This is a genomic window from Pseudoalteromonas sp. SG45-1, assembly GCF_014164135.1.
In the GTDB taxonomy this organism is placed as follows: domain Bacteria; phylum Pseudomonadota; class Gammaproteobacteria; order Enterobacterales; family Alteromonadaceae; genus Pseudoalteromonas; species Pseudoalteromonas distincta.
This window is the reverse complement of the sequence record NZ_JACJEP010000004.1, coordinates 133,562-150,235: the sequence shown is the minus strand read 5'-3', so window position 1 is coordinate 150,235 and position 16,674 is coordinate 133,562. Positions and strand designations below refer to the sequence as shown.

At 36.7% G+C, this 16,674-nt stretch carries 12 protein-coding genes; 4 read left to right on the top strand and 8 right to left on the bottom strand.

From position 1 onward, the window contains the following. Positions 1–83 precede the first annotated feature (83 nt). Positions 84–989: a LysR family transcriptional regulator gene (locus tag H5117_RS05575; protein WP_165723779.1), complete on the top strand. Its 906-nt coding sequence runs from the start codon at positions 84–86 to the stop codon at positions 987–989. A gap of 1 nt (position 990) precedes the next feature. Then, a complete protein-coding gene (locus H5117_RS20645) occupies positions 991–1,164 on the top strand; it encodes a LysR family transcriptional regulator (protein WP_310737162.1) in 174 nt (57 codons plus the stop codon). 86 nt (positions 1,165–1,250) lie between these two features. Here the strand turns inward: H5117_RS20645 and H5117_RS05565 are convergent, their stop codons facing one another. Then, positions 1,251–2,132 carry a LysR family transcriptional regulator gene (locus H5117_RS05565; protein WP_182715973.1) on the bottom strand — a complete coding sequence of 294 codons (882 nt, stop codon included), beginning with the start codon at positions 2,130–2,132 and terminating at the stop codon, positions 1,251–1,253. Positions 2,133–2,247: 115 nt separating this feature from the next. On the opposite strand from H5117_RS05565, the gene H5117_RS05560 reads away from it, so the two are divergent. Further along, on the top strand, positions 2,248–2,973 hold the full coding sequence (locus H5117_RS05560; protein ID WP_182725202.1) for an aspartate/glutamate racemase family protein: 726 nt from the start codon (positions 2,248–2,250) through the stop codon (positions 2,971–2,973). 67 nt (positions 2,974–3,040) lie between these two features. Here the strand turns inward: H5117_RS05560 and H5117_RS05555 are convergent, their stop codons facing one another. From H5117_RS05555 to H5117_RS05530, 6 genes are all read right to left on the bottom strand, one after another. Further along, positions 3,041–4,201, bottom strand: a complete 1,161-nt coding sequence (locus tag H5117_RS05555; RefSeq protein WP_024596529.1) for an aldo/keto reductase — start codon at positions 4,199–4,201, stop codon at positions 3,041–3,043. 616 nt (positions 4,202–4,817) lie between these two features. Further along, positions 4,818–5,009: a DUF3185 family protein gene (locus H5117_RS05550; RefSeq protein WP_024596528.1), complete on the bottom strand. Its 192-nt coding sequence runs from the start codon at positions 5,007–5,009 to the stop codon at positions 4,818–4,820. 50 nt (positions 5,010–5,059) lie between these two features. Continuing rightward, complete coding sequence (rmuC, locus tag H5117_RS05545; protein ID WP_182672989.1) at positions 5,060–6,526, bottom strand: DNA recombination protein RmuC; 1,467 nt, start codon at positions 6,524–6,526, stop codon at positions 5,060–5,062. Between the two features lie 877 nt (positions 6,527–7,403). Further along, complete coding sequence (locus tag H5117_RS05540) at positions 7,404–10,550, bottom strand: DEAD/DEAH box helicase (protein WP_182736536.1); 3,147 nt, start codon at positions 10,548–10,550, stop codon at positions 7,404–7,406. Between the two features lie 406 nt (positions 10,551–10,956). Further along, positions 10,957–11,919, bottom strand: coding sequence for a transcriptional regulator (locus tag H5117_RS05535; protein WP_182736527.1), 963 nt, complete (start codon positions 11,917–11,919; stop codon positions 10,957–10,959). A 15-nt stretch (positions 11,920–11,934) separates the two neighbouring features. Next, positions 11,935–13,173: an AAA family ATPase gene (locus H5117_RS05530; RefSeq protein ID WP_024596524.1), complete on the bottom strand. Its 1,239-nt coding sequence runs from the start codon at positions 13,171–13,173 to the stop codon at positions 11,935–11,937. Positions 13,174–13,946: 773 nt separating this feature from the next. Between H5117_RS05530 and H5117_RS05525 the strand changes: the two genes are divergently transcribed. After that, positions 13,947–15,161, top strand: a complete 1,215-nt coding sequence (locus H5117_RS05525) for a hypothetical protein (protein ID WP_024596523.1) — start codon at positions 13,947–13,949, stop codon at positions 15,159–15,161. A 70-nt stretch (positions 15,162–15,231) separates the two neighbouring features. On the opposite strand, the gene H5117_RS05520 is transcribed toward H5117_RS05525, so the two are convergent. After that, positions 15,232–16,107, bottom strand: coding sequence for a DNA replication terminus site-binding protein (locus H5117_RS05520; RefSeq protein WP_165723776.1), 876 nt, complete (start codon positions 16,105–16,107; stop codon positions 15,232–15,234). Positions 16,108–16,674: the final 567 nt, after the last annotated feature.

Below are 16,674 nucleotides of genomic sequence, written 5' to 3'. Positions count from 1 at the left end.
CGTGTTATAAACACTATATAAGTTTCTAATTTGACGATAAATATGATACTTATTTATACATTATCAACAAAGTATTGTTAAATATGGATAAGCTCACCACCATGAAGACCTTTTTAGCCGTTGTGCAAGAAGGATCATTTTCAAAAGCGGCCGATAAGCTCGATATTTCCCCGCAGTTAGTCAGCAAATATATTTCTGCGCTGGAAGATAATCTACGCACGCGTTTATTACACCGTACAACGCGAAAAGTAAGTGTTACAGAGGCTGGAAATCAATATTATCAGCGTTGTCAGCAAGTGATTATTGATATTGAAGACATGGAAAACTCACTAAACAACTTAAGCGAAAGTGTATCGGGTGTGCTTAGTATTAGTGCACCTATGTCGTTTGGTACTAAGCATTTAGCAGGTTTGTTGGTTGATTTTCAAAATCAGTATCCAAATTTAAAGTTAGATTTACGGCTCACCGACCAATATGTAGATATAGTAGAGCAGGGTATTGATATTGCTCTGCGCATTGGTGTATTAAAAAACTCAACGTTGATAGCTAAAAAAATTGCACCTATACACCTAGCGGTGTTTGCATCACCCGACTATTTAGAACGCCATGGCACGCCACAAACACTGCTAGATTTACAATCACATAATTATTTACGCTATTCCCACAGCGAACCCACAAAGCGATTATTTGGGGTTAATGAGTTAAAAAGCGAGCTAAAGCTTGAAAGTAACTTTGTGGCTAACAATGGTGATTTGCTACTAAATACAGCCATTGCGGGTGGTGGTATTGCTATGCAGCCAACATTTATAGCAGGGGAAGCACTGGCTCAAGGTAAAGTAGTGCGCATTTTAAATGACTACGAACCCGAGCCAATGGGGCTTTACATGGTGTATGCAAACAGACAGTTTTTACCCAGTAAAGTACGTGCGTTTGTTGATTTTGCAAGTGGCTATTATGGCGATACACCTTACTGGGATTTAGGACAGTGATATATCGATAAGTAATCAATTAACGCTATTTGTAGATGTAGTGCGACAAGGCTCATTTGCCAAAGCCGCAGCACTGCATGATATGGATAATTCGTCACTATCTAAGCAAATTAAAAAAGGGACAAAACACCCAATTATTATGGAAGTAAAAATCCATAATAAAATAGGAATATAATTAAAATACAGATTCATATTACTGTGAGCGCGTTAAATTAATAACGGCCATTTTACTGTAATGGGGGTTTACAGTAATTTTTTGCGTTATACATTTAGCTCTTTTAATTTATTCCAGACGCTCTCGCCGCCAGGGTGAAGCGCTGCATGGTACCGATACGCATAATATGTAATAGGTACGCAATGATGCTTTTGGCCAACCACAACTAAACTTTTCTCTTTTAGCTCTTTAGTAATGACATAGTTTGGTAACCAAGCAATGCCATTACCCTCTAAAGCCTGTATTTTTAAAAGCTCTGTCATCGACGATACAAATACTTTTTTAAGTTTAGAGCCCGATATTATCGGCTCTAACTGCCTACCCATATAAGAATCTAAACTGTAAGCTAAGTGAGGTACAAACCCATCACTTTCTAAATTGTATATTGCCTTACCGTTTGCATTGCAGGCACTCACCGGCAATAACTCTGCACTGCCTATTTTTTGATGACTAAACGGAGGTAACTTTAATCGTTCGTTATCAAAAGCAATAAGTAGGTCACATGCGCCATGTTCGAGCGTAGCTGTGGCTTTATCAACATCAATGGCTTCTATATTGAGGACTACTTTGCGATCACTTTTACTATGAAAGTTCGACAGCTTTAGCGCTAAAAACGTAGCTAATGAGTGCGCTGCAGCAACCTTTACTGAGTGAGTTTCTTCAGAGGAGAGTTCTTCTAACATACTCACTGAGTTATTCATTTGGTTTATTAGATTACGCGCTGTTATATGAAATATTTTACCGCTTGAGGTAAGTGTAATTGGTAAGTTCTCTCTATCTATTAGCTCTGCACCTACGGCTTCTTCTAATGCTTTAATTCGTCGACTAAAAGCAGGTTGCGTTATATGCCTAAGCCTTGCGGCCTGCGAAAAGCTTTTTGTATTAGATAAGGCCAAAAAATCTTCTAACCATTTACTCTCTATATTCATAATACTCACTCAAGATATGCAATTTAAGCATGGCCAGTAAAATAATAGCATTATTCAAAACAAAAAAAACACGATAAATTTAACCCATACAGTAACAACTTATCGGAATATAACAATGCTTAGAACACTAGGAATATTGGGAGGAATGGGGCCTTTGGCTACCGCCTCATTTATGAATCAAGTAATTGCGTTATCACCTGCTAAGAATGATCAAGAGCACATACCTATGTTTATAAGGAATATCCCGCAAATTCCTGACAGAACAAATTTTTTAATGGGTATTGAAGATGAAAATCCATTTTTTGAGCTTAAAAAGGGTTTTAACCAACTTACTAGCTTAGGTGTAAGTTGCATTGTTATACCGTGTAATACCGCGCATTATTGGTACAACGCACTAACGCAAAATGCTGATGTGCATACCATTAGTATTGTACAAAGCGTTATTAAGCGCGCAAAGGCAACGGGCAAACGTAAGATAGGGATATTAGCAACCACAGCCACGCTCAATATGCGGATATATCAGACGGCATTTAGTAAGCACAATATTAAATTTATTGAGCCTAACGAGCAGCAGCAAACATTTATAATGCAAGGTATAACGGCGGTTAAGTCAGGAGATTTAACCTCAGGACATAATCTTTTAAAACAAAGTTATGAGCTAATGCTAGCCCACGGTGCCGATACAGTACTATTTGGTTGCACCGAAATACCGCTAGTTTTAAATGAACAAGTATTAAATTCACCCGATACATGCTTAGATACCATCGCGATTTTAGCGCAAGAGTGCGTTAATTGGGCTTATATAAGCACTCAACAATCAACCCTCTCAAGTGTGGCTTAATTAAACATTAGTTATAAATAGGTGTGCTTACACTGGTGCATTTAAGTAGCACACCTAAATAGCCAACTTACACTGGCGCGTTTTGTTCAATCAAGTTTTTAGCTTTTAACTCACTCCAAAACGCATCCGGAATAGTAACCTTCATTGAGGCTACATTAGCTTTAATTTGCTCCTCCGTGCGTGCCCCAGGAATAATTGAGGATACCGTTGAAGGCGCCTCTGCAAACTGCAGTGCAGCTGTTTTAATATCAATCCCATGTTTAGATGCAATGTCGCTTATTGCATTAAACTTTTGCTGCATAGGCCCTGGAATTTTAGGCGAGTAATTAAAGCGGTTACGACCGGCTAAAAAACCACCATTAAGCGGCGCACCAATGACTGCTGAAATACCTCGTTTATCAAGCATAGGAAAGGTTTTATCAAGTGCCTGCTTGTGATCTAAAATTGAATACTGCAGCGCTAGTAAGCAAATATCTGGGTCTGACATATCAAGCGCTTTATAAACAGCATGAGGTGTATTTACTCCAAAACCCCAGCCTTTAATTATTCCTTCATCACGCATTTTAGTCAGCTCAGGAATAGCACCTTTAGCCGCTTGATCAAAATACTTAAGCCAGTCATCTCCCATATCGCTGTTTTGTGGTGATAAATCGTGAATATAGACAATATCGAGTGAGGCGACACCAATACGATGCAAAGTATCTTCTATTGAACGGCGCGTGCCTGAGGCTGAATAATCATACTTATAATGAAACGGTGAGTGATCAGCCCAATGCCAACTATTTTCTAAAGGCTCTGCTGAAGGGGTAAGAAGGCGACCTACTTTTGAGGATAAAACATAATCTTCACGCTTTTTGTTTCGAAGTAAATCACCGAAGCGCCTTTCGCTTAAACTCAAACCGTAAAAAGGTGATGTATCAAAATGACGAATACCAGAATCCCATGCTGCATTTAGCATTGTTAAAATTTCTGTATCGCTTGATATAGTATTAAAGCCATTCCCGGCGGCAAGGCCGCCCAAGCCCATTCTTGATTCCGGCCGGTAATGCTTAGCGTTAGTAACATCGTTTGTGGGTAGAGCAGCGCTTTTATCTATTGAGCCTTTAGTTTGCATAACACTGCCGTTAGACATTTTTACCTTTAGTTGCTCAGCCAAAGCTGAAGCACTAAAAATAGAGCCTAAACTTAAGGCAGCCCCTGCTTTAATAAAATTTCTGCGAGATACCATGTGACTATTCTCCTTGAGTAGGTTAAATATCTACGCTCTAAGCTAGTATAAATAACAACCAAACTCAAGCAAGGAGAATATAATAAATGACAACATTATCAATAAGATAGTTAAATTAACAAACACTGAATAGACGTTTGAATTAACATTTATAACTGATTATTTTCTTTACTCGTATAGTCCTTTTAAATGTACAAAACAGTGCATTTTAATAGCTTGATAAAAAAGCATACTTCCAAATTGGTGCACGCTTTAATACTCATTTATACAATATAAAATGGTTACATTTATTAGATGTGTACAAATTAGTAGACAAAACCGCAATAAATTAAAGATGCACAAATAATCTCACTATCAAAGCGATTGCGGCAACACTTAGCTAATTTAACCGAGCGTAGTTGAAATAATTGGGGTAAATATTACAAAAACGTTTATTATTAAAGGTTTGCCTTGCAATACACGACGTATTTGTCTCTTTCACAATGCAATTGCTGGCAAGCCCTGTAAGAGTTTTATCTTGCCAAGTAACACTGTGCAGTGCAGCAAATTGCAACTAAATTCAACGTAGTTAGCGCTGAAAATAGCTGCTTAAATAGATCAATTATTCAAGTTCAGGTTACTTGAGCTTTTTAATACCAATTAACACACAGATGGCACCGCCAATAATACCCGCCCATGCTTCTATTGGTGTGTCGCCACTAAATGCACGGCTAAGCTGCGAAGCCGCCGCATCATACACGTCGTATCCCCACATAATTAAAGCGATACCTATAACGATTAAAACAATTCCTACAATCTTATTATTCATAAATATCCTTAAGGTTTAACTTACATAAACTAAATAAAAATAAATCAGGGTTAATCTAATTCTAATTGAGCACGTTCTACGCTCTCACTAGGTAACTCTTTTTGTACCGATACACCAAGCTCTTTAAACTCTGATGCTTGTTTAATTAAATTACCTTTACCACGGTATAGCTGCGAGAATGCTTTATCATAACTTTCTTTCGCTTTATCAAGCTGCTTACCTACACCTTCCATACTCAATAAAAAACCATTGAGCTTGTTATAAAAACGCTCCGCTCGACTTGCCAGCTCTTTTGAGTATTTAGTTTGCTCTTCAAAACGCCATAACTGTTTAACAATATTTAAACTAGTAAGCAAAGTCGTGGGTGTAGCTACCAGTATATTTTTTTCGATTGCTTGTTGGTAAATATCGCTTTGATATTTGAGTGCTTCTACAAAAGCTGATTCTATTGGTACAAACATAACCACCACTTCTGGCGAGTTAATACCTGGTAAGCGGTCGTACGATTTACTCGCAAGTTCATTAATACGCGCTGTAACGGCGTTTACATGCTCTTTAATTGCTTGATTAGCATCTAGATCATTTTCAGCGTTCACGTAGCGTGTATAGGCATTTAATGAAGTTTTAGCATCAATAACTAAGTGGCGACCCTGTGGTAAGTACACAACTACATCAGGGCGTAAGCGGCCATCTTCAGTGTTAAACGACACTTCGCGCTTATAATCAACGCCTGCACGTAAGCCAGCACTATCTAATACGTTTTCGAGCATAAGCTCGCCCCAATTACCTTGGGTTTTCTTTTGCCCTTGTAGGGCGTTACTGAGCTTGTCGGCTTGATCTGTTATAGCTTGGCTTTTAGCTTGCAAATGCAGTAGCTCGGTTTTAAGTGCAGTCCGTTGCTTTATGTCTTCAACGTGCATTGATTCCATTTTTTCTCTAAAGCCTTTTAGCTCGCCTTGAACTGGTTTTAATAATTGCTCAATGCTTTCTTGATTTAAGGTTTTAAAGCTTTGTGATTTTTCTTCTAGAATTTTATTGGCTAGGTTTTCAAACTCTTTTTTGAGCGTATTTTTACTTTGCTCAATTTGCGCGAGTTGCTCGCTAAAGTTTTGCTGTTTTTGCTCAAGGGTAGTGCGCATATTATTATATTCAACATCGCGCTGATTATATTGTTCACGAAGCGCTGCCAGCTCGCCTTCGGCTTTACGCCAAAAATGATTGTATTGAATGCTTTGTTTTTCTTGTTCGCTAAAACGCGTTTTAAAATGCTGCGCTTCATCGCGCTGCTCTTGGTGAGTATGTTCTAGCAGTTCATGATCTTCTAGCAAGGCGCTGTATTGCAGCTCTTTATTATCAAATTGGTTTTGTAACAGGGAAAGCTGTTGCTGCTGTTCGCTTATTTGTAGATGTAGCTTTTTGCGAAGCCGTGTTGATACAGCGCCGTAAAATAGGACGCCTAAAGCAACACCAGCACCAGCGCTTAGCCAATCAATATTAGTGAGTACTTGAGTGAGCATAAAATAAACTTATAAAATTTAGAGACATGCCATCATAACCAATAACCAACAACAGAAGTAGGGGAGTTAAGAAATTACAGACATAAAAAAGCCAGCTTAAAATAAGCTGGTCAAATATTACTAAGTTAAGTAATCAAAGGGATAATCAATATGTGCCCGAGCAAGCTGCAACTTAAATACATAATCACCAAAATAACTAATATTATTAGGTGAGGCTATATAACAACAGGCATTAGAGTAGACCGGATAACAAAATAATTAAGTCAAATTAATTTGCGGAAGATCAATTATTTTTATTCGGGTTGATTTAAACAAATCAAATTATGGGCATAAAAAAAGCCAGTTCAAAATGAACTGGCTCAATCATTACTAAAATTAGTAACTAAATAGGGGGAATCAACATGAAAACTTGTATTAACTGCAATTAATCAACAAGCATAATAGTAGACGCGTCTTTTTTAATTAAGTTCAAAAAAAATAAAAAACTTTTAAAATAAGTGCTGAACGCTAGATTTTAGACATAAAAAAAGCCAACTCAAAATGGGCTGGCTCAATCATTACTAAAATTAGTAACTAAATAGGGAATCAACATGAAAACTTGTATTAACTGCAATTAATCAACAAGCATAATAGTAGACGCGTCTTTTTGAATTAAGTTCATAAAAAAATAAAAACTTTTAAAATAAGTGCTGCACGCTAAATTTTAGACATAAAAAAAGCCAACTCAAAATGGGCTGGCTCAATCATTACTAAAATTAGTAACTAAATGGGAAATCAACATGATGCTTGTGTTAACTGCAATTAATCAACAAGCATAATAATAGACGTCCGCTTTTTAATTAAGTTCATAAAAAGATCAAAACTTTTTAGATCTTTTTTAGTTTTTAATTAATGACAACATTTGCTGCTCATCAAACTTTGTAAAGCTCATTGATTTATCAGTAAATAATGCATCAACAAGGGCTTGCTTGTCTTGCTGCATTCTAAATACTTTTTGCTCTATTGAGTTACTCATTATGAGCTTATAAACAAATACAGGATTAGTTTGACCAATGCGGTAGGCTCTATCAGTCGCTTGCTTTTCTACTGCGGGATTCCACCATGGATCAAAATGAATAACGGTATCTGCTTGTGTTAAGTTAAGGCCTGTTCCACCGGCTTTTAAGCTAATTAAAAACACGGATGTTTTACCACTGGTAAACTCGTCGATTACTTTATCTCGTTGACGCGTTTGCCCTGTAAGCATACTAAAGTTAATGTTTATTTCTTCAAGGCGTTGGGCTATTAAATCGAGTGCCGATGTAAACTGACTAAATATAATAATCTTACGACCCAGACTTAGCATAAGCGGTAAGTGTGTTGTTAACCATTCAAGCTTAGCGGAGCCTGCTTGAGTATCTGGATCTATTAATTTAGGGTGGCAACAAATTTGCCTTAACTTTAAAAGCGCCTCTAAAAATGCAAGCTTACTTTTTTGTGCGCCTTGTTCGGCAAATAAGTCTATTAGCTTCTCTTCTAATGAACGTGTAATGCCTTGGTACATTTCTTTTTGCTTAGGCTCAAACTCAAACTCTTTTGTAAGCTCTGTTTTTTCAGGTAACTCTTGCGCTACTTGTGCTTTAGTGCGGCGCATTATAAAGGGCATAATTAACGCTTTTAACTGCTCAGCCCTCTGCATATCAGCTTCACGCTCAATAGGTGTTTGAAAGTGCTGCTTAAAGTGGGCTTGAGACCCAAGTAACGATGGCATAGCAAAATCGAGTAACGATTTAAGCTCAAGTAAATTATTCTCGATTGGAGTACCACTTAAACAAAGTTTAAAGTCGGCATTTAAGCGTTTAACTAATCGTGAGACCTGTGCGGTATCGTTTTTAATGTATTGTGCTTCATCGAGGATAATATTTTCAAAATATAATGGCGAATAATATGCAATATCACGCTTTAAAAGCGGGTATGTAGTAAGAATGCATTGCGCTTGTGCTAAGTGTTGTAAAGGATCGTTACGGTTTGATCCAAAAATAGTGGTTACTTTTAAACTTTTAGCAAACTTAGTAATTTCGTTTTTCCAATTACTCACCAAGCTAGTTGGGCACACTATAAGTGTAGGGCCTGCTTGTGGGCGATTAAATGTACTCGCTAAAAATGCAATAACTTGGAGTGTTTTACCCAACCCCATGTCGTCAGCTAAAATACCACCTAATTGATGACGTTTTAAAAAGCTAAGCCAATCAACGCCTTGCTGTTGGTACTCTCGAAGTGTTACTGAGTCATTTAAGCCATGTAATGAAACCTTAGGCATTGCCTTATCGGTATTATTTAACTCTTGTAAATATAGCTCAAGTGAATCGTCGTGAAGCTCTACGTTAATAGCTGTGTGCTTTACTAGTTCAGGTAAATACGAAAGCGGAATATTAAATTCGTCACGTGTTTTTACAAATTCAAAACGTTCTTTAAATTCGTTTAATAAGTTAATGGCAGACTTATTAATAACCCCAAATTGACGGCCAAGCGGGTAGTAATAAAACAGTTCACTTTGGCGATTCAATGACTGATAAAGCGAATCAGCATTAGTAAACAACAGCGCTGCTTTTGCGTCACACAACAATACTTTGCAGTGCATTTGATGCCCTGCTGCACGGTGTACATGTAAACTCACTTCACATTGTGGATTAGGGCTTGTTACTTTACTTACACTGACTTGCCAACCACGCTGCTTAAAGCCAGGGAATACTTCGTATATTAGCCAATGCAAATGGATAGGAGATTGCTTTGTAAATACAAGCTCACTTTGTAAACCCCCTTTACAAAATTCAAACCCTAGATTGATTAGCTCGTTAGTTACGGTGTTTTCAAATGCGCTATTTATAGTACTTGCTGGGGCAGAACCAGCTAAATAGTTTTTATTTTTATACTTAAATAACAGCGAAAGTGATAAACCTTGCTCGCCCATTGTTACTTTTAAAACAGCATTACTAGATAGCTTAGGTAACGTTGGCTGCAAGTTAGTAGGGTGCGGTATAACACCTGCACCAAAGTTATCGGCAAGCTGTTTATATATTCTGTCAAAATTAGCGTCATGCAAAGCAGGCATAGTTTGTAAATGCGCTATTTCGTCTGCACTCAATGGGGTACGAAGACGACCCGCTTTTAAATGATCTAAATCGAGATAAGTAGGCGGTGTTGTTTTTAATAAAGCCCAGTTTTGGGTTTGCTCAAGCTTAATAACTAATTGTGATAGATCTTTATCTTGCTCCCATCTAAAACTCAATGCTTGGCCAGATTGCGCTTTAATTGGCACGCGAGAGCGCTGAAAAAACAAGCGCTCAGTAGCTATCAATTGTTGTAGGGCACTAAAGCCCCATTGGCCTTTTAGCTCAATACTTCCTACTGCATTTTGTGAACGTATCCAACTAAATAATCTAAAATCACTTTCGAGTAAATCATTTGGCGTTACGAAACTATTTAACTGTTGCTCTGTGAGGTTTCGGCCTAACGTGTAATTCTTTTTAGTCTCAAAATTAGCTATTTTAGGTGTTAAAAATACTTTGTTATTTTCAATATCTAATACAAATAATAATACTTGCGACGGTGTATGTTGATCACCACTTTTAAGAGCGCTTAATTCACTAAACCAATCATTAATGAAGTAATCTTCACCGTATTCACCAGAGTGCTCTATTTTAAGCTTAAACAAAATAGCAGCTAAATGTCGGCATTTGGTTTTTGCATTACACGTACAGTGTGTATCAACAGAATAACCAGTTGGTACTTTACTGATCTCAATACGTTGGTTAAATGATGATCCGTTATCCACTTGCACGGTAGAGTCTACAACAGAAAAATTAGGGGTATGCTCTAGCCAGGTGATTTGACCTTTCTTGTAGTACTCTTTGCCTTTATCTAAGACATTTTCGCGAAAAAGTTTTTTAATAAAGCGTTCAGAAAGAGGAAACTGGGTAGCCTGCTCATTTTTAATTTCTTCAAAAATAGCCATTAAATCATTTTTTGATAAGTTAGCAGACATGTCACTCTAAGCATTAAATTTTAAAAATAATTCTGCCAGTATATGCCTTATGTGCTCTGAGCTAAAGCACTATTAACAAGATATAAACTGGTTGGAGCTGATAGCTTAGTAAAAAATCGGTTTATAGGTAAAAATGAGTATAAAATTTCGCAAAATATTAGGCACTACATACAAATATAAAGATTAAACCACACGTTATAGATCACAATTTTACTAACAATAATAATAAACCAAGAGCAAATAGCTAAAAAGGGGCGATTAGTTAGTAAAAAAGTGATCTTGAAGAGGAAATATGATTATTTAAGGTAGGATTAGGCTAGTAAAGATCAGATTTTTACTAACAAAACAATCTGTCAGATCAGTATTTAACTAAGTATATATGTCTGACAGATCATTATTTAACTAACTAATTAAAGACACTTAATAGCTTAGTTAATTGTTCTAAGCGTTTGTCTGTCATCACTTTATTGTCGATTTTGATAGACACATCACCACTTTTTAAATTGCGTTGTACCGATACAAACTTATTTTCAAGTACAGCTTCACGCTTAACAGCAGCTTGAGGCTCAGCAGTTAGGCATTTAGTGATTGCCATTGCACGCTTGTCGTCACTTATAATGGCGTTTAGCTCTTCATCACTAGCTAGGTCACTAACAAGATGATTAAACGCCTCTTGGTCTCTCTCCTTTGCGCTCATGAGCTTTTTAGCCACTTCGCGACCCACGTGATTCGCAGTAGGGTAGAGTGCAATAACTTCAGCAGGTATTTGTTCATACGCTTTAACAGCATCTGCAATGGCGGTGTGTGATACACCTTCAATTGCAGCAATCTCTCTGTAAGATCCTTTTTTACCTTGTTCAATAAGCTCATTTTTAGTTTGCTGGTAAGCTTGTCCTAGCTCCCATAGACTTGGAGCGATATATTGATCTGAAGATACAGCTAAAATTTTAGCGTCTTGCTCAGTAAAGTCACTTGAACTAAGTACTAAATAATCAGCGTTACCTAAAATACAGGCCATACGACGGCGAGAACCCGCTAAGACTAAGCTTTTATCACCCTGATCCCAAAGTAACGCAGGGTGCTGATTACGGCCATCCTCTGCAATGGCAGGTAAAATATCCGATACTGACTTTTCGTTAAGAAGTGCTTGTACACGGCGGTTTTTACCGTACACACCTGTTGTAGATTCAATGTCAGCGTGTGCGATCACTTTGCAAATAAGAGTAATTTGGCGCTCAGGATCGCTCGGTGCTGGCATGCGAATTACATCACCAGCATTTGCTTGTTCAAGTAATGCGTCAAGGCTACTACTTCCTACAGCTGTTGCAAAAGGATCTAAGCGGGTGTCATTTTTACGTTTTTTAGCCATTTTTATTTAACATCCTTACTTAGGGGTATTGAGTGTTGATTGAGTTGACTGCCAATTTGAACGAATAAGCATTTCTAGCTCATCGACCACATCTTTAATATTTTCTTGAGCGCGCATTAGTGATTCACGGCTTGCTAAGCTGTCTGACGCTTTTTGATCAAAAATAGTATTGAAAGACGAAGAGCTAGCAGTAATCGCCGAGCTGTGGTTGATTGGGTAACTCATAACTTGGCGACCGAATGCACTACGAACATCTTTAACAATATCGCGCTGTGAGTGATTACCTTTTACATAGTTGGTCACTAAAAACTGCATAAAATCCCATCCCTCATGGCCAAGTGCCGCAACGGTATGGTAAATCTCGCCTAGTCGTTTTAAATATTTATTATTAGCATCAAAGTCTACAGCTTCTGGATGAACAGGGATAAGCATCGCAGTAGAAGCCATTAATGCATTATAAAACATAAAGTTAAGAGTTGGAGCTGTATCTATTAATATAATATCAAACTCGTCTTTAACAGGGTTAATTACTTTTTCAAGTAACTTATGGTAATGACGAGTTTGCTCATAATTTGAGGTGTCTTTGAGTAATGTTGCAGTTTCGTGCTCAAAATAAAAATCGTCCATACCTGATGGTAGTACACGAATATTTGGGATATGCGTTGGTAAAAATGAGTTTGAAACAAATTCAGGCCATGTTTCGCCCTCATCTAAATCTATACAATCACGCATTAAATCACCAACAGTAATTGGGTCATGTTCGCTTGAAGGAAAAAAGCTTGAAGAAGAGCCTTGAGGATCTAAATCAATTATTCCAATGCGATAGCGCTTAATATTTGTAGTTGCCAGCGCTGCTGCAATATTAACCATGCTAGTTGTTTTGCCACAGCCACCTTTGAGAGAATTAATGACAATAACTTGCAGTTTGTCATCACCAGTACGATGATCTGGTTTAATATCCATAATATCAGCCATAGCAAAAATGTTTACTAATGTGTAAGCATAATGACCATTGGCGCCGCGTTTTATGTTTAAATCATCAAAGTCACCGTTGTCATGACGTCTTTTTAAAGTACGATTATTACAACCTAATAAATCGGCAGCTGCTTTTTGCGTATAAGTTCTTAATTCTTTTTCTTCTGATTTAAGATGAGCACGATAGTGCTGAATACGACCTTCTAAAGATTTTTCAGCTACTTCTGCAGTTGCTTTTAAAAGCCGATAGGTACTTAGCGCGTTATTATTGATAGACATACTTTCTTCCTCAAAGTTAGGCAGTTAGTATAATGTCCATTCAAATTGCTGTAAACAACTATTTAAGACGACATGCATTTTAAAAAGAAGACATTTAAAAATACTTTTACACTTTTAATATTGCTTAGTATAAATAAAGAAGTTTAAAGGTGGTTAAATATATAAGGTAATAAAGGTTAAGGACCTTAAATTAACACATAACATTATGATTAATATAAACAATATAAAAAAAAGCAGATCAGCGTTATACTTGGTTAAGATCAGATCTTTATCTACCTGCAGATCACCTTTTTACTAAGCCTTATTTTTTAAATCAAGTTATACACAGGTTACGCATAAGGTTATGAACAAAAAGAGCCCTTGAGATCAATTTTTTACTAAGTAAATTATAAAGTTATGCACTAACCTTAGCGTCAATAGGTTCGTTTAATTAGTATAGATCTGATCTGTACTTGGTACAGATCAGATCTATGCTAACTCGATAAGCCTTTATCCACAGGGATATTAATTTTAGTATGAATTTGTCGTGCTAAATTTTGAAATAAAGCCATTGTGATGGACAAAATAACATCTGAGTTAGTAAAAAACCGATTTGAGATGACCTAGTTAGTAAAAATATGATCTGAACTCGTAAGTTATGTACATTACTTAGTATAATAGTGATCTAAACGTTTTATTTAAAGTCAGATCACTTTTATACTAACTTAAACATTTAACTTTTGTTGTTTAATGTGTTGTTATTAGATGTCGCAATAAAAATGGAAATAAGAACAATGAGCCGAAAGGTCAACATCTCGGTAGATAATTTGCCCGATACACTCAGGGGCCAAATCCACGGGGTGGAAAGTGCAATTGATAACGAAAGTTTAGCACTATTTACAGACAACAAAGACGTGCGAATTTCTATTGAAAATGCAGCTCATGGTTTACGTGCATATTCAAACACGTTTAATCATTATGATTTGTGGGGCCGTTTTGTTCGCTCTGGCTATAAAAAATTGCCACTTGAAGAAGCGCCTAAAAAAACAATCATTACGCGTAAAATATCAGAGAAAGTAGATGGTATTTTATACGATGGTGAGATAAAAATTACCCCTGCTGTTGTCAGTACTCGTAAAGATGGCGAAGATATCGAGTATCTTGTTTGGCCATCGGACAGAGAAGAAAAAGTAGAACGAGCACTTATTCGTTTAGCTTCTAAAGGCAAAATAGTTAAAATTAATTTTAAGTCCGGTATTCAATACGCGGTTGTTTTTTCTATGAACGAATTAGCGCAAGAGCTCAAAGCGGTAGGGCAGTCAATGCCATATCCTGCAATTAAAGAGTCACTTGAAGCATTGCAAGGTTCTAAACTTTCATTTAAATATTCAGCAACCGATACTAAAAACTCCGATATAGATGATTCGTTTTACGAGTCAAATATGAACTTTTTATCGTCACTTCACTTTAGTGGTAAAAAAGGTCAAGGTGGCAATGTAAAGTGTGTGGCCTGCTTAAATGCGTTTGTTCATAACATGATTGATAATCTTGAATACAAAGGGTATTACTTTAATAGTGCACAAGAACTAAAACGGGGATTATCGCGTTGGATGATGCTTCGTTTGTATCACCTTTGGCGTTATGCAGCTCCAGGTAAAACGTATCATTTTAGATTACTTTCTATTATGGAAAAATATGGATCTATTTATTCAACTGATGATATTACGGAAAATAAATTAAAAGCGCTTCGTCGTGATATGACCACCACAATGAAAGATTTGATTGAAAAAGGTGCTATATCAGAATACAGCATTACAAACGTCAAAGATGACAAAACTGGTAACATTATTGATTACACATACGAAATGCACCCCTCTGATCAGTTTTGCGATGAAATACTTACATTGAACAAACACAACAAGCGCATTGAGATTCAAGGCGGTAAACGTATTGTTGAAAATGCAGTGTTAATTGATGAAGATAAAATAGAAGAGATAGTAGAAAAATAATAAACGTTATTTTAAATACTGTACATATTTACTAAAAAGGCCACATATTGTGGCCTTTTTAACATAATAGCTATCGGTCAACTTGTTCTAAATATAGCCTATCAACTAAAAAATCATACTCACGTTTTCGAGGATGAGCTTCGGGTTTTTTATAATCAGGTAAGATACCTAGTTTAACGTCTGGTTCTGGATTAATCAGAATAAATGGTAATGCGGCGCTCACATGATAGCGGTTTTGTGCTGTGTATCTCACATTAACTTGAGGGCTTACACGAGTAGGGCGACGAATTCTTAATTTTTCCTTTTCACCTAAACTAGCAACCCGTAATTGTTCTTGAGCTACAAGTGATTGCCATTTTTGCTGATCTATCATTCTTGGATTTCGATAACTGGCCGATTTGTCGAGCATTTCGAGGGCCATTTTTTTAGTCAACGTTTTAGTTGCGTGCTTGTGCATCCAAGTGAACCTAACAGAAAATGGTGATTCACTCTCACTGTGAATCTTACGATAAGCAGCAAGTGTTATTAAATTTGGTATTGCATTATGAACAGCCTCAAATCGGGCATCGTTATTATCAATTGCCAATATACACTCTTTGAAACTAGCTTTAGCTTTGTTAACTTGTGCTATACGATTATTTAAAGCTTGTTTATCTGCATTTTTAATAACAAGTAAACCAGGGTGCCTTTTTAACACGCGACTGCTTAAGCCCGATTTTTTATAAATGTCAGAAAAGGAGTTTAAAATTGCCTTTTGAGCCGGCGCTCCAGTTATTTTAGAGACAAGTATGGACTCAGGAACCTTATTTTCATCTAAATTACTTACATCAGGTAACTGATAGTACTCTGCTCTGGAAAACTCACATTCGTTTAATTCCTCAATTAACCTTAAAGTTAATTCGTTCATTAAATCAAACTGACTCCTAATTTGCACTTTAGTAACCACGGCACACCTCAAAGAACACATCTTACTAACTCCATATTATTGCATGCACTTTGCATTGAGTAAATATTTAATAAAATAATACTCGGTGTTCAGATACCATTAAAAGCATATAGTGTATGATGTGTTCTTTCTGGAGTGAATGGTTCTACTTATTCCTGTAATTTAATACTGGTTTATTGCTTAAAGAGTTAGTCCGCTTAGAGCTTAATTGCCCATGTAGTGTAATAAATGAGGGATGTAAAATGAAAATGGTGCGGTTAAGTTCTAAATAATAGGTTGGTTTTGGTTGTTTCTCTAATTAGTGATTAATATTATAACGTGTTTTAACTATGGGTTTATCATCCAAAAGCGTAGAATGTCATACATGATTTTTGTTGCATGAGAGCCATTTAAGGCATCACTGGCAGTTAAGTTTTTAGTTATCACAACTGGCTACATAACGTTGGCGGCAGGGTGGCAGGGTGGGAAGGTGAGTGGTAAATCAGCAGATTACCTTGGGTCAGTTGTAAGTATATTCTGGCATCAGAATAATCAACAGCGCTATTCTACTAGGCTTAAAGTACATAT

What these genes read in the sequence shown, in the direction of transcription:
- rmuC (WP_182672989.1), bottom strand. Translation starts at nt 6,526, where the DNA reads ATGCTCACTCAAGTACTCACTAATATTGATTGGCTAAGCGCTGGTGCT.
- H5117_RS05535 (WP_182736527.1), bottom strand. Translation starts at nt 11,919, where the DNA reads ATGGCTAAAAAACGTAAAAATGACACCCGCTTAGATCCTTTTGCAACA.
- H5117_RS05550 (WP_024596528.1), bottom strand. Translation starts at nt 5,009, where the DNA reads ATGAATAATAAGATTGTAGGAATTGTTTTAATCGTTATAGGTATCGCT.
- H5117_RS05565 (WP_182715973.1), bottom strand. Translation starts at nt 2,132, where the DNA reads ATGAATATAGAGAGTAAATGGTTAGAAGATTTTTTGGCCTTATCTAAT.
- H5117_RS05560 (WP_182725202.1), top strand. Translation starts at nt 2,248, where the DNA reads ATGCTTAGAACACTAGGAATATTGGGAGGAATGGGGCCTTTGGCTACC.
- H5117_RS05530 (WP_024596524.1), bottom strand. Translation starts at nt 13,173, where the DNA reads ATGTCTATCAATAATAACGCGCTAAGTACCTATCGGCTTTTAAAAGCA.
- H5117_RS05575 (WP_165723779.1), top strand. Translation starts at nt 84, where the DNA reads ATGGATAAGCTCACCACCATGAAGACCTTTTTAGCCGTTGTGCAAGAA.
- H5117_RS05540 (WP_182736536.1), bottom strand. Translation starts at nt 10,550, where the DNA reads ATGTCTGCTAACTTATCAAAAAATGATTTAATGGCTATTTTTGAAGAA.
- H5117_RS05525 (WP_024596523.1), top strand. Translation starts at nt 13,947, where the DNA reads ATGAGCCGAAAGGTCAACATCTCGGTAGATAATTTGCCCGATACACTC.
- H5117_RS05555 (WP_024596529.1), bottom strand. Translation starts at nt 4,201, where the DNA reads ATGGTATCTCGCAGAAATTTTATTAAAGCAGGGGCTGCCTTAAGTTTA.